Here is a 22,630-nt window from a genome sequence, read left to right as displayed (position 1 = left end):
ATAGATCCAAGTGCACGCTACGTCACAAGACCAAACGAGAGGCAGGCGCTCAGGCGCGTCTCTTTGCAACGCTGGCATCATCATGCCCGCACCCTGCAAAGACACGACGCCCAGGCGACACTCCAACCGCCTCCCTGGTGAAATTAGCGCTATGGAACCACCCGATCCCATCCCGAACTCGGAAGTGAAACGTAGCTGCGCCGATGGTAGTGTGGCCTAAGCCATGCGAGAGTAGGTCATCGCCAGGGTTTATACCCGAAAACCCCGCTGCTCATGCAGCGGGGTTTTTTCTATTAAGTGAAGGCTCTGCTTTTTTGAGTTCCTTCCGCCCCAAGGGCAAGTACGCGAGCTGGCGCTGCAAGCGCTGCTGCAACCGTCTCCCTGGTGAAATTAGCGCTATGGAACCACCCGATCCCATCCCGAACTCGGAAGTGAAACGTAGCTGCGCCGATGGTAGTGTGGCCTAAGCCATGCGAGAGTAGGTCATCGCCAGGGTTTACATCCAAAAACCCCGCTGCTCACGCAGCGGGGTTTTTCTTTGCGCGCGAGAAACCGAAGGTAGTGCCGGCCGCTGGCCGGCAACCTCATGAACGTCACGCGGCTGCACGTGCCAGCCGGCCAGCGGCCGGCACTACCGGCGCCCAGCACTCACGCACAAAAAAAGCGGCGCCCAAGGGCGCCGCTTTCTTTGGAACTCAACGGCTGGGGGACTTACTTCACCGCAGCGGCCGGTGCCTTGGCCTTCATCATCGTGTCGCGGGCAGCCTTGAACGGATTGCCTTCGTACCAGTTGGGCCAACGATCGCCGCCGGCCAGTTCCTTGCCGACGCCATACATCAGCTGCAGGTCCTCGACCGTGCCATCCAGCTTCCAGGTGGCCGGGTCATACTCGTCCTTCGGGCCGTGGTAACGGTTGGAACCGTAGTCCGCGGCCGCCTTGCGACCGGCCTCGACGCCGCCGTCGCGCAGGTCCTCACCGCCGTCGGCGTACAGCGCCGGCACACCCGCCTTGGCGAAGTTGAAGTGATCCGAACGGAAGTAGAAGCCGCTCTGCACCGAGGTCTCGCCGTGCAGGGTGCGATCCTGGGCTGCAGCCAGCGGCTTGAGGATGTCTTCCAGCTCCGAACTGCCGAAGCCGGTCACCGTCACGTCCTTGGCACGACCGGCCACCGACATCGCATCGATGTTGATGACACCAGCGATCTTGTCCAGCGGGAAGGTCGGGTGGGCGACGTAGTACTTCGAACCCAGCAGGCCGGATTCTTCCAGGGTCACCGCCAGGAACACCACCGAACGTTCCGGCTTCGGTTCCTGATGGGCCATCGCTTCGGCCACCTCAAGGATGCCGGCCACGCCGGTCGCGTTGTCGACGGCACCGTTGTAGATGTTGTCGCCCTGTTCGCCCTCGTGCTTGCCGAGGTGATCCCAGTGCGCCATGTACAGCACGGCCTCGTCGGCACGCTTGCTGCCAGGCAGCACGCCCACCACGTTGCGCGACTGCTTCTGCGCGACCTTGCTTTTCAGGTCCACCGAAGTGGTTGCCTTCAGCGGTACCGGCTTGAAGCCGGGCTTGCTGGCGTCCTTGTAGGCCTGGTCCAGATCCAGCCCGGCGCCGGCGAACAGGGCCTTGGCCGCGTCGGCGCTCAACCAGCCCTGTACCGGCAGGCGCGGCTCCGCATCGTCCTTGGCCGGCAGGTCGTACTGCGGGCCGGCCCAGGAGTTCTTCACCACGTCCCAGCCGTACGAAGCGCCTGCGGTGTCATGGACGATCAGCGCGGCAGCAGCTCCCTTGCGCGCAGCTTCCTCGAACTTGTAGGTCCAGCGGCCGTAGTAGGTCATGCGCTTGCCGTCGAACAGCTTTTCGTCATCGACATGGAAGCCCGGGTCGTTGACGAACATGACCACCGTCTTGCCCTTCCAGTCCTGGCCGGCGTAATCGTTCCACTTCTGCTCCGGTGCATCCACGCCGTAGCCGACGAATACGAGGTCGCTGGCATCGACCTTCACTTCTGTCTGGCCGGTACGGGTGCCCACCACCATGTCGGTGCCGAACTTCAGTTCGCGGGTCTTGCCGCCCTGGGTGAGGGTGAGCACGGTCGATTCATCGGCCGTGGTCTCGGTCATCGGCACGTCCTGGAACCAGCTGTCGCCGTTGCCGGGCTGCAGGCCGATGCGCTGCATCTGGTCGCGGATGTAGTTGACCGTCAGTTCTTCGCCCTTGCTGCCGGGCGAGCGGCCTTCGAACTCGTCAGAGGCCAGGGTCTTCACCATCTCGGCGAAGTCGGCGGCGTTGATCGCCGCTGAGAAGGCGTGCGTGGCCGGCTTGGCGGCGCTGTCGACGCTGGGCGCCGGAGCCGGGGTGTCTTCGCCTTTGCAGGCGCTGAGCGCGGCCGCGGCGGCCAGGCACAGGAGGAGTTTGCGGGGCATCATCGGTTCCTGGAAACACAAGGGACGGCCACGCAGCACGCGCGACCGGTAGCGGGGAGTATCGCCCAAGCCGCAGGCTCAGTCGGCCGGGGCGGTATCGGTATCGAAGGGGATCGGATCGGCGCCGGTGACCGGGCCGATGCGCGCACTGCGGTGGACGTACAGCACCACCTCGCGCTCGAACAGCAGGCTGCCGTTGACCACGGCATTCGGCCCGATGATGACCCGCGGCTTGCGACTGGCCGTCAGCGAGACACTGAAGTTCGGCTTGCGCACATGCACGCCACCGCCGACCTGTGAGCCGATGCCGACGGTGATGTCGCCGTTGACGGTCTCCACGTCCTTGCGCACGCGGCTGCCGACCAGGCCGATGCCACCGTTGACGGTTTCCACGCCGCCTTCGATCTGGCTGCCCTGGTCGCTGAAGATGCTGCCGTTGACCGTGCTGACATCGCCGTGGGCCGTCACTTCGCGACCCAGGCGGATGCCGCCGTTGACGGTCTCGATGCTGCCCGTGCGCGCACGATCGGCGACCTTGACGCCGCCGTTGACGGTGTCGATGCTGCCGGTTTCCACGCCTTCGCCGACACGGATGCCACCATTGACGGTGTCCAGCTTGCCGTAGCGCTGGCCCGGATCGGCGCTGATGCTGCCGTTGACCTTGCTCACGTCTGCCTGGGCCCAGGCAGGGCCACTGGCCAGCGCAATGCCCAACAGCAGCGGAATGGAGAGAGCTTTCATGGGAACCTCGTTGTTGTGCGGCTGGCAGGCCGCGTGCGGAGATGTCACCATTCCCTGCACCTCTCCGCATCTGCCTGAAGTCACTGGAAAGCCCTTGCGCAACAACGTCTTCCCCTCACGCCGGCATCACATCGCCACCCTGCGCGGTGGACGTTGCCTGTTGCTGGGAATGGCGCTGGCCCTGGCGCTGCCATTGCCGGGTGCGGCGCAGACCTCTTCGGCCCGCGAGGCCGAACGCAAGCTGCAGAAGCTGCGCACCGAACTGAAGGGCGTGGCGCAGGAGCGCCGGCAGATCGAGGGCCAGCGCGGACAGGCGTCACAGCAGCTGCGCGAGGCCGATGAAAAGGTGGCACGCAGTGGTCGTGCGCTGGCCCAGACCGAATCGGCGCTGCGCGAGCAGACCCAGGCGCTGGCCCAGGCCGAACAGCGGCGCAATGCACTGCAGTCCAACCTGGAAAAGCAGAATCGCGAACTGGCCGGACTGCTGCGCGCGGCCTACCAGCTTGGCAACCACGCGCCGTTGAAGCTGCTGCTTTCGCAGGACACGGTGGCCGATGCCAACCGTGCGCTGGCCTATCACCGCTACCTGCAGCGCGAGCGCGCGCAGCGCATCACCACGCTGACGGCCGACCTCAAGGAACTGGAGACGCTGCAGGCACAGATCGCCCAGCGCCAACAGCAGTTGCAGGGCACTCACCGCGACCAGAAGCAGCAGGTCGCCACGCTCGCATCGGACCGTCGCGAGCGTGCGCAGACCGTCGCTTCGCTGGAAGAGCGCTTCAAGGACAAGCGCGAGAAGGAACAGGCACTGGGCCAGGACGCCAAGGCGCTGGAAACCTTGCTGGCCAACCTGCGCGCTGCCGCGGCCCGTGCCGAGGCCGAGCGCCGTGCCGCCGCCCGCAAGGCCGCTGCGGAGAAGGCCGCTGCCGAAAAGGCCGCACGCCAGGCCAAGGCCGAAGGCCGTCCTGCACCGGCAACCAAGATCCCGCCGGCCGTGGCCTCGGCACCAGCGCCCAAGGTGGGTGGCCTGGGCTGGCCACTGTCGGGCAATCTGCTGGCCCGCTATGGCGGCAAGCTGCCGGATGGCCGTACCAGCAGTGGCGTGTTGATCGGCGCACCCGCCGGAAGCACCGTCACCGCCGTGGCCGACGGTACCGTGGTGTTCTCCGATTGGATGACCGGCTACGGCATGATCCTGATCGTCGACCATGGCAACGGCTACATGAGCCTGTACGCGCACAACGACACCCTGCTGAAGGATGCCGGTGCGCGGGTCAGCCGTGGCGATGCAGTGGCCAAGGTCGGCAACTCCGGTGGCCAGGGCGTGACGGCGCTGTACTTCGAACTGCGCCGCGGCGGGCAACCGGTCAATCCGGACAGCTGGCTGCAGCGGCGCTGAATTCCGCCTGGCCGCAGCAGGGCGGATTCAACGGGAATTTAGCCACGCTTCGCGCATAATCGGTGCATGTGCCTTGGGCACGATGCCATCGTCGACAGGAGTGATCCATGCGCGCAGCCCGTACCGCCACCCTCTTGCTGGCTCTGTTGCCGGCCCTGTCCTGGGCACAGCAGACCGCCCCCGTCCCGTTGAAGGAAACTCCCGGGAAGGCGGCGAGCAGCGAGGAGGCGGTGACCTCGAAGGTGCCGCTGGACGATATCCGGCGCTTCGTGGCCGTCTACAACGCGGTGCGCGCGGCCTACGTCGATCCGGTCGATGACAACAAGCTGATGCAGTCGGCTGTGCGCGGCCTGCTGCTCGACCTCGATCCGCACAGCACCTACTTCAACAAGGAAGATGCCGAGGCGTTCGACGAACAGGCCAATGGCGCCTATGAAGGCATCGGCGTGGAGCTGCAGCAGCAGCCGGACAATGCCAGCATGAAGGTGATCTCGCCGATCGACGACACGCCGGCGGCGAAGGCCGGCATCCTCGCCGGCGACCTGATCATCGCCATCGATGGCAAGCCGATCAGCGCGATCGATGCCAGCGAACCGCTGCGTGGCCCGGCCGGCAGCAAGGTGGTGCTGACCATCGTCCGCGACGGCAAGCCCAAGCCCTTCGACGTCAGCCTGACCCGGCAGACGATCCGCGTGACCAGCGTGCGCAGCCGCCTGCTGGAACCGGGTTATGGCTACATCCGCCTGAGCACGTTCCAGGCCGACACGGGCTCTGATTTCCAGAAGCACCTGCAGCAGCTGCAGAAGCAGTCCGGCGGCAACCTCAAGGGGCTGGTGCTGGATCTGCGCAGCAATCCGGGTGGTCTGCTGACCGCTGCGGTGCAGGTGGCCGATGATCTGCTCGACAAGGGCAACATCGTCAGCACCCGCGGCCGCATCAGCATCAGCGATGCACGCTTCGACGCAACCCCGGGCGACCTGCTGAAGGGCGCGCCAGTGGTGGTACTGGTCGATGCCGGTTCGGCCAGTGCATCGGAAGTGCTGGCCGGCGCACTGCGCGACAACAAGCGTGCGCGCGTGATCGGCAGCCGCACCTTCGGCAAGGGGTCGGTGCAGACCGTGCTGCCGCTGGACAACGGCGATTCGGTGAAGCTGACCACGGCGCGCTACTACACACCCAGCGGTAAATCGATCCAGGCCACCGGTATCGTGCCGGAAGTTGAACTGAAGGCAGCACCGCGTCCGGAAGACGAGGCATTGCCGGCCAGCCTGAGTGACTACAGTGAGGCGACGCTGCCGGGCCACCTGCGCGGTGACGAGGAAGGTACCGAGGGCTACCACGCAGGCGCCGTGTTGCCGGGCGATGGCCCGATCAACGATGCACTGGCCGAATTGAAGAGCCCGGGTTCGGTTGCGGCGCGCTTGAAGGCAGAAGCTGCGAAGGCCGAAGCGGACAGGGCAGCAAAGGCCGCCGCCAAGCCTGCACCGAAGGCGGAGCCCAAGGCTGAAGCAAAGCCGGAAGCGAAGCCCGAAGCCAAACCCGAAGCCAAGCCTGAAGCCAAGCCTGCAGAGATCCCGGCCAAGCCTTGATTGCGTAGCGTCGAGCCATGCTCGACTGATGTGCGGACACCGCCCGAGCATGGCTCGGGCGTTTCGCAGAATTCAGCAAGCGGACGCTAGAACCCGTGCCGCTTGCGCAGACGTCGCGCGATCGCTGCGCGCACGTACATGCCGTACACCACGCCGAACACGAAGCCCCCGATGTGCGCCCACCAGGCGACCATGCCGAAGGTCGGGCCGATGTAGGCGAACACCACCTGCAGCGCCGCCCACACACCGATCAGCAGATAGGCCGGGGCGCGCACGAACTCCAGGAACAGCCCCAGCGGGATCACCACGCCCAGGCGCGCGCCGGGGAACAGTGCCAGATAGGCACCGATCAGCGCCGACACCGCACCGCTGGCGCCGATGATGATCTGGTCCGGGCTGCCCATGGTGTAGATCGCGACCAGGTTGGAGATCGCCCCGCCCACCAGGAACAGCAGCAGCAACCGCCACGGGCCCAGCACCCGCTCGGCCGGCAGGCCGAAGATCAGCAGGAACACCAGGTTGCCCAGCAGGTGCGACCAGTCGGCGTGCAGGAACAGGGCGGTGAACAGGCGCAGCACGCTGCCGTCCTGCAGCGTTGCCCACCAGTCCAGCGGGTGGGTCAGGCCGGTGGACAGGGCGCCCCAGTCCAGCCACAGGCTTCCGCGGGCATCGTCCGGGCGCGAGATCGACCACAGGAATGCCAGCCACAGTGCCGCAAACAGCACGGGTGTAGCCCAGCGCAGGGTCGCCTTCTTGCGCGAGGGGAGGGAGACAAACATGGCACTAGCCTAGCGTGCGGGCGCTTTTGGCGGGGAAGGAGCCTGTTCAGCTTTTGCGACGAAGAATGCGCCAGCGCTGTTATTGTTTCATTAACGGCTCTGGGTAATACTCGCATACGGCGTCGTATGTCGGGAGGGGAATCCGGCGCGCTTCGAAAGGCCATCCGGCCTGACGGGCGCAGGCGCACTTAGAGCACCATCACCGCTTACCGGAGAGAGAACTACGATGCAAACTGCTTCTACCATTGCCCGCCTGACCCTGCTGGCCGTCGGCGTTGCCGGTGCGCTGGCCGCCGCCGACGCCAATGCCGCCGCCTTCCAGCTGAAGGAAAACAGCGCCAAGGGCCTGGGCCGCGCCTTCGCTGGTTCCACCTCTGCCGAAGGCGATGCCTCGGTGGTCGCCACCAACCCGGCCTCGATGCGCCTGCTGGAAGGCACCCAGATCCAGGGTGACGTCAGCGCCATCAGCTTCGGCGCCAAGTTCCGCGGCGAAGGCCGCTATGCCAACGGCGCTCCGATTTCCGGCGGCAACGGCGGCGACGCCGGCATGATCGCTCCGGTTCCGGCCGCGTACTTCCACGTGCCGTTCGGCGAGAAGGACAACATGCACTTCGGCGTGTCGCTGACCGTGCCGTTCGGCTTCAAGACCGAATACGACCGTGACTGGGTCGGCCGCTACAACGGCGTCAAGACCGAACTGCAGGCCATCGACCTGGGTGCGGCCTTCTCCTACGACGTCAACCCGTACCTGTCGTTCGGTGCGTCGGTGTTCGCCGAGCGCCTGAATGTCGACCTGACCAGCGCCGTCGACGGCGGTACCGCCATCAACGCCAGCGCCCAGCAGCGCGCTGCCGCCGCTGCACTGGCCGCTGGCCGCACCCCGGCACAGGCCCAGGCCGCTGCCCAGGCCGCTGGCCGCCAGGCCGCACAGCTCGGCTTCTCGCCGGGTACCGCTGATGGTTACTTGCGCATCAAGGGCGACGAAGTGTCCGTCGGCTACACCCTGGGCATGACCGTGAGCCCGGTGGAAGGCACCAACATCGCCTTCAGCTACCGCTCGGAAGTCGAACACAAGATCACCGACGGCAAGGCCGACTTCACCATGACCCCGGCTGCTGCCGCGTTCCTGGCGCAGGCTGCCCCGGGCACCTTCGTCGACAGCAACGGCCGCGCGACCATCACCCTGCCGGCCAGCGCCACCGTCAGCTTCACGCACCGCGTGAACGACCAGTGGAAGATCATGGCCGACGTGTCGCGCACCGCATGGAGCAAGTTCGACGAAGTGCGCGTCGACTACGACTCCAACCAGCCGGACAGCGTGCTGCCGTTCCACTACCGCGACACCACCTTCGCTTCGATCGGTACCGAGTACCGTCTGAACGAGCAGCTGACCCTGCGTGGCGGTCTGGCCTATGACCAGACCCCGACCACCGACGCCCACCGTGACGTCCGCGTGCCGGATACCACCCGCAAGTGGCTGTCGCTGGGCCTGACCTGGGCGCCGTCGGAGAAGATGGAATACAGCGTGGGCTACACCCACCTGTTCACCAAGGATCCGAACATCAACTCGACCTCCGCTACCGCCAACAACGTTGTCGGCAAGTACAAGGTCACCGGCGACGTGCTGGCTGCGTCGATGCAGTACAAGTTCTGATTCCGGCGATTGCCTGAAGCAGTACGAAGGAGGCCCCGCGCAAGCGGGGCTTTCTTTTTTCCGGGGATCTGCATCCACGCATGGCGTGGATCTACTGGAGCCATCCACGTGTGGCGTGGATCTACGCGACAATAGCGCGATGAACCTGTCCGATCCGAACTTCCAGCTGGAGCTGGCTGCCAACATCGCCGTTGCCGGCTCGATCCTGCTGGCCGGTCGCAACAACGTGCATACGTGGTGGCTGGGCATCGTCGGCTGCGCGTTGTTCGCCGCGGTGTTCGAGCGCTCCCACCTGTACGCGGACATGGTCCTGCAGTTCTTCTTCGTGGTCATCAGCGTATTCGGCTGGTGGCAGTGGCTGCGTGGTGACCATGGCGCGCCGTTGCCCATCACCCGCTTGCCAGCACGCGCGTGGAGCTGGCTGCTGCCGTTGGCGGTGCTGGCGACCTTCGGTTACGGCTGGATGCTGACCCGGCTGACCAATGCGTATGCGCCCTACATCGACTCGGCGGTGCTGGTGTTGAGCGTGATCGCACAGATCCTGATGATGCGGCGCAAGCTGGAATCGTGGTGGGTGTGGCTGCTGGTCAACACCATCGCGGTGCCGCTGTACTACAGCCGCGGGCTGCACCTGACCTCGATCCTGTACGTTGGTTTCTGGATCAACGCGCTGGTGGCGCTGCGTCACTGGCGGCACCTGATGCGCGCCGAAGCGGATACGGACGGGGCGGCCGATGGCGTTGCCTGAGCGGGTACCGCGCGGGTTGGTGGTTGGCAAGTTCTGCCCGCTGCACCTCGGCCACGAGCGCCTGATCGAGTTTGCTTCTGCCCGCTGCACCCAGCTGCTGGTGATCGGCTGGTCGCAGCCGGGCTTTGCCGGCTACAGCGCGGCGCGTCGCGAGCGTTGGCTGCGCGCGCGCTTCCCGCAGGCGACGGTGGCGGTGCTGGATGATGCGCGGCTGGCGGCGTTGTCCAGGCAACAGGGTGTTCCCGTACGTGCGCTGCCGCAGGACAAGGACAGTGAGCAGGTGCAACGCGCGTTCACCGCATGGCTGTGCGCGGCGTTGTTTGGCGGACCGGTGCAGGCTGTTTTCACCGGTGAAGACTACGGCGATGGTTTCGCTGCAGCCCTGGCGCAGCATTTCAATGCGCCGGTGCAGCACCATCGGCTGGAGCGTTCGACCGACATCGGTCAGGCCAGTGGTACCGAACTGCGCGCCGATCCGCATGCGCATCGACAGGGCCTGAGCCGGTCGGTCTATGCCGACCATGTGCAGCGGGTGGCCTTCATCGGCGGTGAGTCAACGGGCAAGAGCACGCTGGCGCGGGTGCTGGCCGAGCGCCTGGGTACGGCATGGGTGCCGGAGTTCGGGCGTACGTTGTGGGAGCAGCAGGGCGGCGAGCTGCAGGCGCAGGATCTGCTGCGTATCGCTGCGACCCAGCCGCAGCACGAGCACCAGGCCGCGCAGCATGCATATCGCTGGGTGTTCTGCGATACCACGCCGTTGGTGACGCTGGGCTACAGCGGCTGGATGTTCGGCACTGCGCCCGAACCACTGCAGCGGGCCGCGGCGCGTGCGTACGACCTGCTGTTCCTGTGCGCCCCGGATATCCCGTTCGAGCAGGATGGAACGCGTGTGGGGGAGGAGTTCCGCATGCGCCAACACGCGTGGTATCTGCAGCAGTTGCAGGCGCGAGGAATGGCGTATGTGCTGCTGGAAGGCGATCTGGAGATGCGTATCGCGCGGGTGCTGGAGGAATTGGTGAGGCGTGCGGACAACCGGTTCAGTGTGCTGGCGGAATGAGTTGCCAGGGGCTGGCAGGCCCGCATCCGCCCAACATGAAAAAACCCCGCTTTCGCGGGGTTTTTCGTTTACTGCATGACGCCTGGGATCAGTCGCCCAGGGTCAGCAGCGAGGCGTTGCCGCCGGCGGCGGTGGTGTTCACCGTCACCGTCTTTTCGGTGGCGAAGCGCAGCAGGTAGTGCGGGCCGCCGGCCTTGGGGCCGGTGCCGGACAGGCCCTGGCCGCCGAACGGCTGCACGCCGACCACCGCACCGATCTGGTTGCGGTTGACGTAGACGTTGCCGACGTGGACGCCGTTGCTGATGCGGTCGACGGTTTCGTCGATGCGCGAATGCACGCCCAGGGTCAGGCCATAGCCGGTGGCGTTGATCTGGTCGATCACCGCGTCGAGCTGGTCGCCCTTCCAGCGGATCACGTGCAGGACCGGCCCGAAGATTTCCTTCTGCAGCTGGCCCAGGTCCTTCAGTTCGTACGCACGCGGTGCGAAGAAGGTGCCGTTGGCCGCTTCGGCGGACAGTTCGGCCGCAGCGATCAGGCGCGCTTCGCGGTCCATGCGCACGGCGTGGTCCTGCAGGATCTTCAGTGCATCGGCGTCAATCACCGGGCCGACGTCGGTGGACAGCAGACCGGGGTTGCCGACCTTCAGTTCCTTCATCGCACCGGCCAGCATGGTCATCACCTTGTCGGCGATGTCGTCCTGCACGAACAGCACGCGCGCGGCCGAGCAGCGCTGGCCGGCCGAGGTGAAGGCCGAACCGATGGCGTCCTTGACCAGCTGTTCCGGCAGTGCCGAGGAGTCGGCGATGAAGGCGTTCTGGCCGCCGGTCTCGGCGATCAGCACGCCGATGGCGGCGTCACGTGCAGCCATCGCGCGGTTGATCGCACGGGCGGTGTCGGTGGAGCCGGTGAAGGCCACGCCGGCCACGCGCGGGTCGGCGGTCAGCGCAGCACCGACGGTGGCGCCATCGCCCGGCAGGTACTGCACCACGTCGGCCGGCACGCCGGCATCGTGCAGCAGCTTCACTGCGTAGTAGCCGATCAGGTTGGTCTGCTCGGCCGGCTTGGCGATCACGCTGTTGCCGGCGGCCAGTGCGGCAGCCACCTGGCCCAGGAAGATCGCCAGCGGGAAGTTCCACGGGCTGATGCAGACGAACACGCCGCGGCCATGCAGCTGCAGTTCGTTGGATTCGCCGGTCGGGCTGGGCAGCTTCTCGGCGTGACTGAACTGCTCGCGTGCCTGCTTGGCGTAGTAGCGCAGGAAGTCCACGGCTTCGCGTACTTCGGCGATGCCGTCGGGCAGGCTCTTGCCGGCTTCCTTCACGCACAGCGCCATGAATTCGGGCATGCGCGCTTCCAGCTGGTCGGCGGCGTGCTCGAGGATGGCGGCGCGGCTGGCGGCCGGGGTGCGGTTCCAGGCCGGCTGTGCGGCCACGGCATTGGCCAGCGCCTTCTGCACGGTGGCGGCATCGGCGGCCTGCCACTGGCCGACCACTTCGCGGGTGTCGGCCGGGTTGGTCACCGGCAGCGAGGCACCGGTCGGGTTCGCGCCCGGCACCAGCGGTGCGGCCTGCCAAGGCTTCACTGCAGCGTTGAGCTGCTCGGCCAGGGCGCGCAGTTCGTTGTCGTTGGCGAGGTTGGCGCCCATGGAGTTCTTCCTGTCGTGGTTCTGGCTGCGCAGCAGGTCAACCGGCAGCGGGATCTTGGGATGCGGAATCGATTCGAACGAGGACACCATCTCGACCGGATCGCGGACCAGGTCGGCGATCGGCACGCGCTCGTCGGTGATGCGGTTGACGAAGCTGGAGTTGGCGCCGTTTTCCAGCAGGCGACGCACCAGGTACGGCAGCAGGTCTTCATGCGAACCGACCGGCGCGTACACGCGGCAGGGCAGGCCAAGGCGATCGGCCGGCACTACTTCGGCGTACAGGTCATCGCCCATGCCGTGCAGCTTCTGGTGCTCGTAGACGCCACCGTTGGCGATACTGCGCACTGCGGCGATGGTGTGTGCGTTGTGCGTGGCGAACATCGGGTAGATCGCGTCGGCATGGGTAAACAGACGCTTGGCACACGCCAGGTAGGACACGTCGGTGTTCTGCTTGCGGGTGAACACCGGGTAGCCGGCATAGCCTTCGATCTGCGCGCGCTTGATCTCGGCGTCCCAGTAGGCGCCCTTGACCAGGCGCACCTGCAGGCGACGACCGGCGCGGCGCGCCATGTCGGCCAGGTGGTCGATCGTGTACGGCGTACGCTTCTGGTAAGCCTGCACGACCACGCCGAAGCCATCCCAGCCGGCCAGCGAGGCATCGCCGAACACCTGCTCGATGATGTCCAGCGACAGTTCCAGGCGATCGGACTCTTCGGCGTCGACGGTGCAGCCGATGCCGTAGCTCTTGGCCAGCTGCGCCAGTTCCAGCACGCCGGGCACCAGGTCCTTCAGCACGCGCGCGCGCTTGGCGTGCTCGTAGCGCGGGTACAGCGCCGACAGCTTGATCGAGATGCCCGGTGCGTTGTTGACGTCGCCATCGGCACGGCCACCGCGCGACTTGTGGTCACCACCGATGGCGTGGATCGCACGACGGTAGTCTTCCAGGTAACGCAGGGCGTCCTTCATGGTCAGCGCGCCTTCGCCGAGCATGTCGAACGAGTAGCGGTAGCTGGCGCTGTCGCCCTTGTGCGAGCGTGCCAGCGCTTCGCCGATGGTGCGGCCCATGACGAACTGGTGGCCCATGATCTTCATTGCCTGGCGCACGGCCAGGCGTACCACCGGCTCACCGACGCGGCCGACCAGGCGCTTGAACGCGCTGGGCGCATCGGCGCGGGTGGCGTCGTTCATCTGCACCAGCTTGCCGGTCAGCATCAGGCCCCAGGTGGAGGCGTTGACCAGCACCGAGTCGCTGCCGCCCAGGTGTTTTTCCCAGTCGGCATCGGCCAGCTTGTCGCGGATCAGCTTGTCGGCGGTCTCCTGGTCCGGAATGCGCAGCAGCGCCTCGGCCACGCACATCAGCAGCACGCCTTCCTCGCTGCCCAGGTCGTACTGGCGCATGAAGGCTTCGATCGCGCCCTGGTCCTTGGCGCGCACACGCACGCGGGCGACCAGGTCGGCGGCCAGCGCCTGCACCCGGGCCTGCTCGTCGGCCGGCAGGCGTGCCTGCGCCAGCAGTTCGCGCACATGGCTGGCCTCGTCCTTCAGCCAACCATCGGTAATGGCCTGGCGGAACGGGTTGGGGGACGCCGGCAGTTCCGGCGACAGCAGCGCCGAGGGACGCGGAGCGTCGCTGGCGGCAATGGGAGAGGAGGGTGCGTTCATGCCGGTCCGGCCAGTGGAAAACTTGGCGATTTTAATCATTTTTTCGACTTCAGGAAGGCCCGCGCAGCCACCTTCATGAATGCTGATAGCCCCTAGCGGTGGTGGATTCAGCGTGTTCAGCAAAGTCGGGCCGTTTTGTGCCGAATTCGTCATTCGTGCCGCTGGGCTCATGCTGTATTGCAGCATCGGAAAAAGTGTGAATGCACCCTTGCTACCGGCGAGAGGGCAGGGCTACCATCGAGACGTTTCCCGCGGCAGGAACGCGGTTGCGACATGATCGAGGTGCTTACAGCTCCGGATGGGTCAGGTACGCAGCTGCGACTGCGTCCCCCACGGGCGCTCGATGCCCGGCAGTTCGTCCTGTTGTTTGCTGTGTTGTCGGGAGTGATGTGGCTGGTGTCCGCCTTCGGGTGGGTGGCCGGCAATGCATTCGCTCCCCTGTTCGCGCTGCTGTACAGCCTGTTGCTGGCAGCTGCGTTGCGCGCGTTGTGGCGCAGTGGTGAACGGCAGGAGGAAATCCGGGTAGTGCCGGCGTGCGTGGAGGTCATCCCCGTGCCCGGTGGATCGCCGGTGTTCCGGGCTCATCCGCACTGGGTGCGCCTGCTCACCGACGACCAGAGGGTCCGGCTGGCATCCAGCGGCCGGCAGGTGGAGGTGGGGAGTTTCCTCGCGCCGGCCGAACGTCAAACGCTTGTTGAAACGCTTGAAGATTTGCTCGCCGCCAGCGATGGCGGCAACCGACGACGCTAAGGGTCTAGGCAATGAAGCAAAGCAGAGGGTGGGGCACGAAGTGCGTTGCAATGGCCGCCGCGATGGGGGCCCTGCTGTCGATGCCGGGGACGGCGCTGGCCCAGGCGGCCGATCCAAAACCGTGGCAGTTGAACATGGGCAAGGGGGTGACCCAGACCTCGCGCCTGGCCTGGGAATCGAACAACCTTTCGCTGATCGTCTGTACGGTGATCGGCGTGATCGTGTTCGGCGCGATGGCCTACGCGATGTTCAAGTTCCGCAAGTCCAAGGGCGCGGTCGCTGCTACCTTCAGCCACAACACCAAGGCCGAAGTCATCTGGACGGTGATCCCGGTGATCATCCTGGTGGTGATGGCGTGGCCGGCCACGGCCAACCTGATCAAGATGTACGACACCCGCGATGCCGAGATGACGGTCAAGGTTACCGGCTACCAGTGGATGTGGAAGTACGAGTACCTGGGCGAGAACGTGACCTTCACCAGCCGCCTGGACCGCGAGTCCGACCGCATGCGGCAGAGTGGCAAGGTACCGACCCGCGAGAGCCATCCGCACTACCTGCTGGATGTCGACAACCGGCTGGTGCTGCCGGTGGACACCAAGGTGCGCTTCGTCATCACCTCCGACGATGTGATCCACGCCTGGTGGGTGCCGGCGCTGGGCTGGAAACAGGACGCCATTCCCGGCTTCATCAACGAGGCCTGGACCAGCATCGAGCAGCCCGGTGTCTACCGCGGCCAGTGCGCGGAGCTGTGCGGCAAGGACCATGGCTTCATGCCGATCGTGGTCGAGGCGGTGTCCAAGGAAGAATTCAAGCAGTGGCTGGCGCAGCGCAAACCCGCGCCTGCACCGGCAGCGCCTGCCGCGCCCGCCGAACCCACCGCACCTGCCAGTGAAACGCCGGCGCAGCCGGCGGCACCGGCAGCCGCCGAGGCCGGCAACGCGCCTGCGGCGGCGGCCAGCGGAGCCTGATGTAACTGCCCGCGGCCGTATTGCGGCTGCGGCGACAACCGATCCTGAGAGGTGTTTTGCAATGGCGCACTCGGCAGTTGGGCACGACGATCACCATCACCCGCAGAGCTTCTTCGAGCGTTGGTTCTTCTCGACCAACCACAAGGACATCGGCACGCTGTACCTGGGTTTCAGCTTCATCATGTTCGTCATCGGCGCGTTCATGAGCGTGCTGATCCGGCTGGAACTGGCCCAGCCCGGCATCCAGTACATCCGTCCGGAAATCTTCAACCAGCTGACCACCGTGCACGCGCTGGTGATGATCTTCGGCGGGGTGATGCCGGCCTTCGTCGGCCTGGCCAACTGGATGATCCCACTGCAGATCGGCGCGCCGGACATGGCGCTGCCGCGCATGAACAACTGGTCGTTCTGGCTGCTGCCGGTGGCCTTCAGCCTGCTGCTGCTGACCTTCCTGCTGCCCGGTGGCGCGCCGGCCGGTGGCTGGACGCTGTACCCGCCGCTGTCGCTGCAGGGCGGCTACAACGTGGCGTTCACCGTGTTTGCCATCCACGTGGCCGGCATCAGTTCGATCATGGGCGCGATCAACATCATCGCCACGGTGCTGAACATGCGCGCGCCCGGCATCGACCTGCTGAAGATGCCGATCTTCTGCTGGGCCTGGCTGATCACCGCGTTCCTGCTGATCGCGGTGATGCCGGTGCTGGCCGGTGCGGTGACGATGCTGCTGACCGACAAGTTCTTCGGCACCAGCTTCTTCAATGCGGCCGGTGGTGGTGACCCGGTGATGTTCCAGCACATCTTCTGGTTCTTCGGCCATCCCGAGGTCTACATCATGATCCTGCCCGCCTTCGGCGTGGTCAGCGAGATCATCCCGACCTTCAGCCGCAAGCCGCTGTTCGGCTACCAGGCGATGGTCTACGCCACTGCGGCGATCGCGTTCCTGTCGTTCATCGTCTGGGCCCACCACATGTTCACCGTGGGCATGCCGCTGGGCGGTGAGATCTACTTCATGTTCGCCACCATGCTGATCTCGATCCCGACCGGGGTGAAGGTGTTCAACTGGGTCAGCACGATGTGGCGCGGTTCGCTGACGTTCGAAGCCCCCATGCTGTGGTCGGTGGCGTTCGTCATCCTGTTCACCATCGGCGGGTTCTCCGGCCTGATGCTGGCGATCGTGGCCGCCGACTTCCAGTATCACGACACCTACTTCGTGGTCGCCCACTTCCACTACGTGTTGGTGACCGGCGCGGTGTTCGCGCTGATCGCGGCGGTGTACTACTGGTGGCCGAAGTGGACCGGGCGCATGTACAGCGAGAAGTGGGCCAAGGTGCACTTCTGGTGGTCGATCGTGTTCGTCAACCTGCTGTTCTTCCCGCAGCATTTCCTGGGCCTGGCCGGCATGCCGCGCCGCATCCCCGATTACTCGGTGGCGTTCGCCGACTGGAACCTGATCAGCTCGATCGGTGCGTTCGGCATGTTCGCCACGCCGTTCATGATGGCTGCGATCCTGCTGTCCTCGCTGCGCAATGGCGAGAAGGCCGAGGCCCGCTCCTGGGAAGGCGCGCGCGGTCTGGAGTGGACGCTGCCGTCGCCGGCACCGGCGCACACCTTCACCACGCCGCCGACCATCCGCCCGGGCGACCTGGCCCACGACGATATCGGTCATTGAGGTGATGCATGCATAACGAGAGCCCGATCACCCCGGCCAGAGGCGAGCCACGCGTGGCCGCAAGCGCATCGGCAGGCCAGCGGCCGGGCACCGCGCCGCTTTATGCGGAGCAGCGCCAGCGCGCCAAGCGCACCGCGTTGTGGGTGGGCGCGATCGCCGTGCTGGTGTACGTCGGCTTCATCCTCAGCGGCGTGATCGGTCGATGAGCGAAACACCGGCCACCGCTCCGTCACGCAGCGCCGGCCTGCCGCGCCTAATCGGCGTTGCAGTGGTGGTGTTCCTGTTGACGTTCTCGCTGGTACCGCTGTATCGCATCGCCTGCGAGAAGGTATTCGGCGTGCGCCTGGAACGTGGCCCGGGCAGCGAAGCCAGTACCGGTGCTGCCACCGGCAAGCGCACCGTGCGGGTGGAATTCGATGGTGGCGTCAATTCGCGGCTGCCGTGGTCGTTCCATCCCGAGCAGCTGACCATGGATGTGGTGCCTGGCGAGCTCAACGAGGCGCTGTACTTCGCCCGCAACGACAGCCAGCAGGCCGTGGTCGGCAGCGCGGTGCCGTCGGTGGCGCCGGCACGCGCGTCCGGGTTCTTCAGCAAGACCGAGTGCTTCTGCTTCACCGCGCAGACCCTGCAGGCCGGCGAGAAGCGCGACATGCCGGTGCGCTTCATCGTCGATCCGGACCTGCCGCTGGAAATCCGCACGATCACCTTGTCCTACACCTTCTACCGCAACGATGCGTTGTCCGATCGGCTGGCGCCCGCCGCCACGTCGGAAGGCGCCCACGCTGCTCCCTGACCCGGATACCGACCATGGCCCAGACACCTACCGACGCCAACGTGTACTTCGTCCCGGCCCAGAGCAAGTGGCCGTTCGTCGGTTCCATCGCGATGATGGTGACCATGGTCGGCGTGGCCAGTTGGCTCAATGACGCCAGCTGGGGCCGCTGGACGTTCTACATCGGCGTGGCGATGCTGGTGCTGACCCTGTTCTGGTGGTTCAGCGATGTGGTGCGCGAGTCGCAGGCCGGCAACTACAACCGGCAGGTGGATGGTTCGTTCCGGATGGGGATGGTCTGGTTCATCTTCTCCGAAGTGATGTTCTTCGGTGCCTTCTTCGGTGCGCTGTTCTACACCCGCCACCTCGGCCTGTCGTGGTTGAGCGGCGAAGGGCGCGGGGTGATGACCAACGAGCTGCTGTGGCAGGGCTACTCGGCCGGCTGGCCGACCAATGGCCCGGCAGCGATCGGTGGCGCGTTCCAGACGATCCCGGCCTGGGGCCTGCCGCTGATCAATACGCTGATCCTGCTGACCTCGGGCGTGACCCTGACCATCGCCCATCATGCGCTGAAGGCGGGCAACCGCCGCCAGCTGTTGATCTGGCTGGGCCTGACCGTGCTGCTCGGCCTTGGCTTCCTGACCCTGCAGGCCGAGGAGTACATCCACGCCTACAAGGAATTGAACCTGACGCTCGGCTCGGGCATCTACGGTTCGACCTTCTTCATGCTGACCGGCTTCCACGGCGCACACGTATTGCTGGGAACGATCATGCTGATCGTGATGTGGCTGCGGTCGGCGAAGGGACACTTCACCCGCGACAACCATTTCGGCTTTGAAGCGGCCGCGTGGTACTGGCACTTCGTCGACGTGGTGTGGCTGATGCTGTTCCTGTTCGTCTACGTGCTTTGACCGCGCAGGCGTCGGCAGCGTCAGCCGCCGGCGCTGCCTGGTCTGATGGGGCGTCAGCCGCCGATGCCGTGCGGTTTGATCCAGCCCATGTAGATGCTGACGATCACCAGTACGATCAACGCCACCGACACTCCGATGCGGCGGGTCAGTGCATTGACCGTGCGCTTGGTCTGGCCGCGGTCCACCAGCAGGTAATACAGGCCGGCGCCCAGATTCCAGACGATGACGATCAGAAACGCGATTACCAGCAGGGTCTTCAGCGAATCACTCATGCGCGGCTCGAGGGCAGGGTGGATGTGCCTATCTGACCGCGTTTGCGCGGACTTGTCATGATGCGCCAGCACACGCGCCTGATCGGCTGGCTGATGGCGTTGCTGGCGATGGCCGGATTCACCGCGCTGGGGCTGTGGCAGCTGCAGCGGATGCAGGCCAAGCAGGCGTTGCTGGATGCACAGGGGCCAGCCGTGGCGCAGGCGCTGCCGTTGGCGCAGGCGCTGGCGGCGCAGGGCGCGCTGCATGGCGTGGCCGATCACGGTCGCTTCCTGCCGGGCGTGGTGCTGCTGGACAACCAGACCCGCCACGGCCGCGCCGGAGTGAAGATCTATCGTCCGTTCCGCAGCGATGCGGGCAGCGTGTTGCTGGTGGACCTTGGCTGGCGCGCGCTGCCGCCGGACCGCAGGTTGCCGGTGGTGCCGGCACCGCCGTCGCCGGTGGCCGTGCGAGGCCTGTTGGCGCCGCCCCCTTCGTCCGGGCTGGCGCTGGGGCCGGCGTTCACTACCACCGATGTTGCAGGGCGCTGGCTGGCCAGTCGCCTTCCCGCCGATGGCCTGGCTGCGGCACTGGGCCTGCCATCGTTGCCCGAGCGCGTGCTGCGGCTGGACCCGGCGCTGCCGTTCGGCGATGAGCGCGATCTCGACCTGCTGCCGAACACGCTGCCGCCGCAGCGCCACCTGGGTTACGCCGTGCAGTGGTTCGGGCTGGCGCTGACCGTGCTGGTGGTGGCGCTGGTACTGGAATGGCGCAGAAGACGGCCCGTTGCCCGGTAGTGCCGGCCGCTGGCCGGCATCCCTTTCCCAACCATGAGAAAATGCCCTGCATGAACACTGCTACCTCCCCGCAGGCGCGCGGCAACGGCCGCCGGACCCTGGTGCTGCTGTTCGCCGTTTTCTTCGGGGCGATGGCGCTGGCCGCCCTCCTGCGTTTCTCCGGCTGGCAGCCAACCGCGCACCGCAATGCAGGGCAATTGCTGAAGCCGCCGGTGGATCTGCGCCAGCAACCGCCGACGCTGGCCAATGGCGCGGCCTACCCCTGGAACCCCGAGGCGCGCACATGGCGCCTGTTGGTGGCCCCGGCCGGAGCCTGCGACGCGCAGTGCGTCACTTTGTCGCAGGGACTGGGCAAGGTGTGGCAGCTGTTCGGCCATAACGCCGATAATGTCGAGATCCTGTGGCTGGGAACGCCACCGGCGTCGATCGCCTCGCTGCCCGCGCTGCGGCCGCTGGCCCCGTCGCCAGCCCTGCGCGCGGCGCTGCCTGGCGTCGATGATCCGGCGGGTCTGCCGGTCTACGTGATCGATCCGAACGGCTTCGTGATCATGCGTCATGCCCCCGGGAGCGATCTCGGCGGTCTGCGCAAGGACATGGCCACGTTGCTGAAACTGAAGTGAGTCCCGTTTGATGAGCCTTTCCGCGCGTCCGGCGCTGCACCGCAATTTCCACCGCCTAGCGTGGTTCGCCATGATCATGACCGCGAGCACGATCATGTTCGGTGCCTTCGTGCGCCTGTCCGATGCCGGCCTGAGCTGCCCGGACTGGCCGACCTGCTATGGGCAGGCGACCTGGCCGCAGCACGTGGAAGAGACCATCGGCCACCCGGCAGCGGAGATCCGTCCGCTGGAAACACACAAGGCCTGGCGTGAGCAGGTGCACCGCTTCCTGGCCGGCGCGCTCGGCATCGAGATCCTGACCCTGGCCCTGCTGGCCACGCGCAAGCGGCGTTTCGGAAGCACGGCGGTGGTCACCGCCTGCGTGCTGGTGGCCGCGGGCATACCGCTGTACATGATGGGCTGGCATGGAACCGCCAGCGCACTGGCGCTGGTCGGCGAGGCCATCCTGCTGATCGCGGCGCTGCGCTGGAGCAACATCGACCTGGCGCGCGCTGCGCTGCTGACGTTGGCGGTGGTGATCTTCCAGGCGCTGCTGGGCATGTGGACGGTGACCCTGCTGCTCAAGCCGATCGTGGTGATGGGTCATCTGCTGGGCGGCATGCTGATGTTCGGCCTGCTGGTGTGGATGGCCTGGCGTGCCACGCACATGCCGATCACCCTGGCTGAGGCGCCGAAGCTGAAGTGGCTGCTGCGCATTGGCGTGGCGGTGCTGGTCACCCAGATCGCGCTGGGTGGCTGGGTCAGCGCCAACTACGCGGCGCTGGCGTGCGGCGGCGGCAGCGCCTCGCTGGACAACTTCCCGCGCTGTGCCAACCAGTGGTGGCCGCAGCACAACTTCGCCGAGGGCTTCACCCTGTGGCGCGGTATCGGCGTGGACTACGAAGGCGGCGTGCTCGACGGTGCCTCGCGCATCGCCATCCAGATGGCCCATCGCCTGTTTGCCATCGTCGTTGCCGTTTACCTGCTGTGGCTGGGCCTGCGCCTGTTCCGGCTGCCGAGCATGCGCGGCTGGGCTTCGGCCCTGGTCGCGCTGCTGGTGCTGCAGGTCACCCTCGGCATCCTCAACGTGAAGCTGGCGCTGCCGCTGGAAGTGGCCGTGGCGCACAACGGCGTTGCCGTTGCCCTGTTGTTTGTATTGGTCAGCCTGCTGGCCCGCCTGCGTGCCCCGGACTGATCCCATGTTTTCCAACTATCGCCAGTACTGGGACCTGACCAAGCCCAAGGTCGTTGCCCTTATCGTCTTCACCGCCCTGGTCGGCATGGTCCTGGCCATTCCCGGCGTGCCCAGCTGGGAGCAGGTGCGTGCCGGCCTGCTCGGCTTCCTCGGCATCTGGCTTGCCGCGTCCGCCGCTGCAGCCATCAACCAGCTGCTGGATGCGCACATCGACGCGCAGATGGCGCGCACCTCGTGGCGTCCGCTGGTGGTGGGCAAGGTCAAGCCGTGGCAGGTGCTGGTATTCGCCGGCGTGCTGATCGTGCTGTCGATGGCGATCCTGGTGCTGTGGGTGAACTGGATCACCGCGGTGCTGACCTTCGCCTCGCTGATCGGTTATGCGGTGATCTACACCGTCTACCTGAAACGTGCGACCTCGCAGAACATCGTCATCGGTGGTTTGGCCGGTGCGATGCCGCCGATGCTGGGGTGGGCGGCGGTAACCGGCATGCAGGGGCAGTCGGACTGGGCGTACTCGTCGCTGCTGGTGCTGATCATCTTCATCTGGACGCCGCCGCACTTCTGGGCGCTGGCGATCTTCCGTCGCGAGGATTACGCCAAGGCGGAAATCCCGATGCTGCCGGTCACCCATGGCGTGGTGCACACGCGCAAGCAGATCATGGCGTACTCGGTGGTGCTGGCGCTGGTCTGCCTGCTGCCTTACCTGGTTGGCATGAGCGGAGCGTTCTACCTGGGCGGGGCGATCGTGCTCAACGCGGTGTTCCTCTGGTACGCCTGGCGCATGCTCAACCCGCCGGACGAGCTGTTCTCGATGAAGATGTTCAGTTACTCCATCGTCTACCTGATGGCGCTGTTCGCCTTCCTGCTGGTGGACCACTGGATCCTGCCCTGGTTGTGACGGGGTGACGCCGCCGGGCATGGCCCGGCGCTACCTGTGAAACATCCACGCATGGCGTGGATCTACTTTTGTGGGCCCGGCCGACAGTAGATCCACGCCATGCGTGGATGGCTGTTCCACA

The 22,630-nt window shown here is 66.1% G+C and carries 20 protein-coding genes and 2 rRNA genes; 17 read left to right on the top strand and 5 right to left on the bottom strand.

Annotated features, from left to right (window positions below; all coding sequences use genetic code 11):
• The first annotated feature begins 133 nt into the window (after positions 1 to 133).
• Together rrf (AC3WTC_RS18205) and rrf (AC3WTC_RS18200) are read left to right on the top strand one after the other, a co-directional pair.
• Positions 134 to 248 (top strand): 5S ribosomal RNA (gene rrf / locus AC3WTC_RS18205).
• A gap of 132 nt (positions 249 to 380) precedes the next feature.
• Positions 381 to 495 (top strand): 5S ribosomal RNA (gene rrf / locus AC3WTC_RS18200).
• Positions 496 to 711: 216 nt separating this feature from the next.
• On the opposite strand, the gene AC3WTC_RS18195 is transcribed toward rrf (AC3WTC_RS18200), so the two are convergent.
• On the bottom strand, positions 712 to 2,427 hold the full coding sequence (locus AC3WTC_RS18195; RefSeq protein ID WP_492712193.1) for a M28 family metallopeptidase: 1,716 nt from the start codon (positions 2,425 to 2,427) through the stop codon (positions 712 to 714).
• A 78-nt stretch (positions 2,428 to 2,505) separates the two neighbouring features.
• On the bottom strand, positions 2,506 to 3,168 hold the full coding sequence (locus tag AC3WTC_RS18190) for a DUF4097 family beta strand repeat-containing protein (RefSeq protein ID WP_032975637.1): 663 nt from the start codon (positions 3,166 to 3,168) through the stop codon (positions 2,506 to 2,508).
• 169 nt (positions 3,169 to 3,337) lie between these two features.
• On the opposite strand from AC3WTC_RS18190, the gene AC3WTC_RS18185 reads away from it, so the two are divergent.
• Together AC3WTC_RS18185 and AC3WTC_RS18180 are read left to right on the top strand one after the other, a co-directional pair.
• The gene (locus tag AC3WTC_RS18185; protein ID WP_223483365.1) at positions 3,338 to 4,567 is read left to right on the top strand and encodes a murein hydrolase activator EnvC family protein; all 1,230 of its coding nucleotides are present in this window, start codon (positions 3,338 to 3,340) and stop codon (positions 4,565 to 4,567) included.
• 107 nt (positions 4,568 to 4,674) lie between these two features.
• Positions 4,675 to 6,156, top strand: coding sequence for a S41 family peptidase (locus AC3WTC_RS18180; RefSeq protein ID WP_313283875.1), 1,482 nt, complete (start codon positions 4,675 to 4,677; stop codon positions 6,154 to 6,156).
• An 86-nt stretch (positions 6,157 to 6,242) separates the two neighbouring features.
• On the opposite strand, the gene AC3WTC_RS18175 is transcribed toward AC3WTC_RS18180, so the two are convergent.
• Positions 6,243 to 6,935 (bottom strand): rhomboid family intramembrane serine protease, encoded by a 693-nt coding sequence (locus tag AC3WTC_RS18175; protein ID WP_025878304.1) that lies wholly within the window; start codon positions 6,933 to 6,935, stop codon positions 6,243 to 6,245.
• A 226-nt stretch (positions 6,936 to 7,161) separates the two neighbouring features.
• Here AC3WTC_RS18175 and AC3WTC_RS18170 point away from each other — a divergent pair, with 226 nt between their 5' ends.
• The 3 genes from AC3WTC_RS18170 to AC3WTC_RS18160 all read left to right on the top strand — a co-directional run bounded on the left by AC3WTC_RS18170 (position 7,162) and on the right by AC3WTC_RS18160 (position 10,394).
• On the top strand, positions 7,162 to 8,589 hold the full coding sequence (locus AC3WTC_RS18170; RefSeq protein WP_025878303.1) for an outer membrane protein transport protein: 1,428 nt from the start codon (positions 7,162 to 7,164) through the stop codon (positions 8,587 to 8,589).
• Between the two features lie 139 nt (positions 8,590 to 8,728).
• Complete coding sequence (pnuC, locus tag AC3WTC_RS18165; protein WP_492712191.1) at positions 8,729 to 9,337, top strand: nicotinamide riboside transporter PnuC; 609 nt, start codon at positions 8,729 to 8,731, stop codon at positions 9,335 to 9,337.
• A complete protein-coding gene (locus tag AC3WTC_RS18160; protein ID WP_492712189.1) occupies positions 9,324 to 10,394 on the top strand; it encodes an AAA family ATPase in 1,071 nt (356 codons plus the stop codon). Before pnuC ends, AC3WTC_RS18160 begins: the two co-directional genes overlap by 14 nt.
• Before the next feature lie 88 nt (positions 10,395 to 10,482).
• On the opposite strand, the gene putA is transcribed toward AC3WTC_RS18160, so the two are convergent.
• A complete protein-coding gene (putA, locus tag AC3WTC_RS18155; RefSeq protein WP_140228270.1) occupies positions 10,483 to 13,701 on the bottom strand; it encodes a bifunctional proline dehydrogenase/L-glutamate gamma-semialdehyde dehydrogenase PutA in 3,219 nt (1,072 codons plus the stop codon).
• Positions 13,702 to 13,974: 273 nt separating this feature from the next.
• Here putA and AC3WTC_RS18150 point away from each other — a divergent pair, with 273 nt between their 5' ends.
• The 6 genes from AC3WTC_RS18150 to AC3WTC_RS18125 all read left to right on the top strand — a co-directional run bounded on the left by AC3WTC_RS18150 (position 13,975) and on the right by AC3WTC_RS18125 (position 18,771).
• The gene (locus AC3WTC_RS18150) at positions 13,975 to 14,451 is read left to right on the top strand and encodes a DUF2244 domain-containing protein (protein ID WP_025878297.1); all 477 of its coding nucleotides are present in this window, start codon (positions 13,975 to 13,977) and stop codon (positions 14,449 to 14,451) included.
• 11 nt (positions 14,452 to 14,462) lie between these two features.
• Complete coding sequence (gene coxB, locus AC3WTC_RS18145; protein ID WP_263930194.1) at positions 14,463 to 15,419, top strand: cytochrome c oxidase subunit II; 957 nt, start codon at positions 14,463 to 14,465, stop codon at positions 15,417 to 15,419.
• A gap of 61 nt (positions 15,420 to 15,480) precedes the next feature.
• Positions 15,481 to 17,088: a cytochrome c oxidase subunit I gene (ctaD, locus tag AC3WTC_RS18140; RefSeq protein ID WP_025878294.1), complete on the top strand. Its 1,608-nt coding sequence runs from the start codon at positions 15,481 to 15,483 to the stop codon at positions 17,086 to 17,088.
• 8 nt (positions 17,089 to 17,096) lie between these two features.
• The gene (locus AC3WTC_RS18135; protein WP_080150747.1) at positions 17,097 to 17,294 is read left to right on the top strand and encodes a hypothetical protein; all 198 of its coding nucleotides are present in this window, start codon (positions 17,097 to 17,099) and stop codon (positions 17,292 to 17,294) included.
• Positions 17,291 to 17,881 carry a cytochrome c oxidase assembly protein gene (locus AC3WTC_RS18130; protein ID WP_080150746.1) on the top strand — a complete coding sequence of 197 codons (591 nt, stop codon included), beginning with the start codon at positions 17,291 to 17,293 and terminating at the stop codon, positions 17,879 to 17,881. The genes AC3WTC_RS18135 and AC3WTC_RS18130 overlap by 4 nt, the downstream gene beginning before the upstream one ends.
• 14 nt (positions 17,882 to 17,895) lie before the next feature.
• A complete protein-coding gene (locus AC3WTC_RS18125; RefSeq protein WP_025878291.1) occupies positions 17,896 to 18,771 on the top strand; it encodes a cytochrome c oxidase subunit 3 in 876 nt (291 codons plus the stop codon).
• A 53-nt stretch (positions 18,772 to 18,824) separates the two neighbouring features.
• Here the strand turns inward: AC3WTC_RS18125 and AC3WTC_RS18120 are convergent, their stop codons facing one another.
• Complete coding sequence (locus tag AC3WTC_RS18120; RefSeq protein WP_010484233.1) at positions 18,825 to 19,043, bottom strand: twin transmembrane helix small protein; 219 nt, start codon at positions 19,041 to 19,043, stop codon at positions 18,825 to 18,827.
• A gap of 57 nt (positions 19,044 to 19,100) precedes the next feature.
• On the opposite strand from AC3WTC_RS18120, the gene AC3WTC_RS18115 reads away from it, so the two are divergent.
• From AC3WTC_RS18115 to cyoE, 4 genes are read left to right on the top strand one after another with little or no spacing between them, the layout of a single operon-like run.
• Positions 19,101 to 19,817 (top strand): SURF1 family protein, encoded by a 717-nt coding sequence (locus tag AC3WTC_RS18115; RefSeq protein WP_025878288.1) that lies wholly within the window; start codon positions 19,101 to 19,103, stop codon positions 19,815 to 19,817.
• Positions 19,818 to 19,867: 50 nt separating this feature from the next.
• A complete protein-coding gene (locus AC3WTC_RS18110) occupies positions 19,868 to 20,437 on the top strand; it encodes a redox-active disulfide-containing membrane protein (protein ID WP_033830168.1) in 570 nt (189 codons plus the stop codon).
• A gap of 10 nt (positions 20,438 to 20,447) precedes the next feature.
• Positions 20,448 to 21,611, top strand: coding sequence for a COX15/CtaA family protein (locus tag AC3WTC_RS18105; RefSeq protein WP_025878285.1), 1,164 nt, complete (start codon positions 20,448 to 20,450; stop codon positions 21,609 to 21,611).
• A 4-nt stretch (positions 21,612 to 21,615) separates the two neighbouring features.
• A complete protein-coding gene (cyoE, locus tag AC3WTC_RS18100) occupies positions 21,616 to 22,509 on the top strand; it encodes a heme o synthase (protein WP_033830169.1) in 894 nt (297 codons plus the stop codon).
• The last annotated feature ends 121 nt before the right edge of the window (positions 22,510 to 22,630 follow it).

The sequence above is a fragment of the Stenotrophomonas sp. FW305-C-20-S1 genome (genome assembly GCF_058783335.1).
Note: the sequence above shows the minus strand (reverse complement) of the source record. Positions and strands in the feature narration are given on the sequence as shown.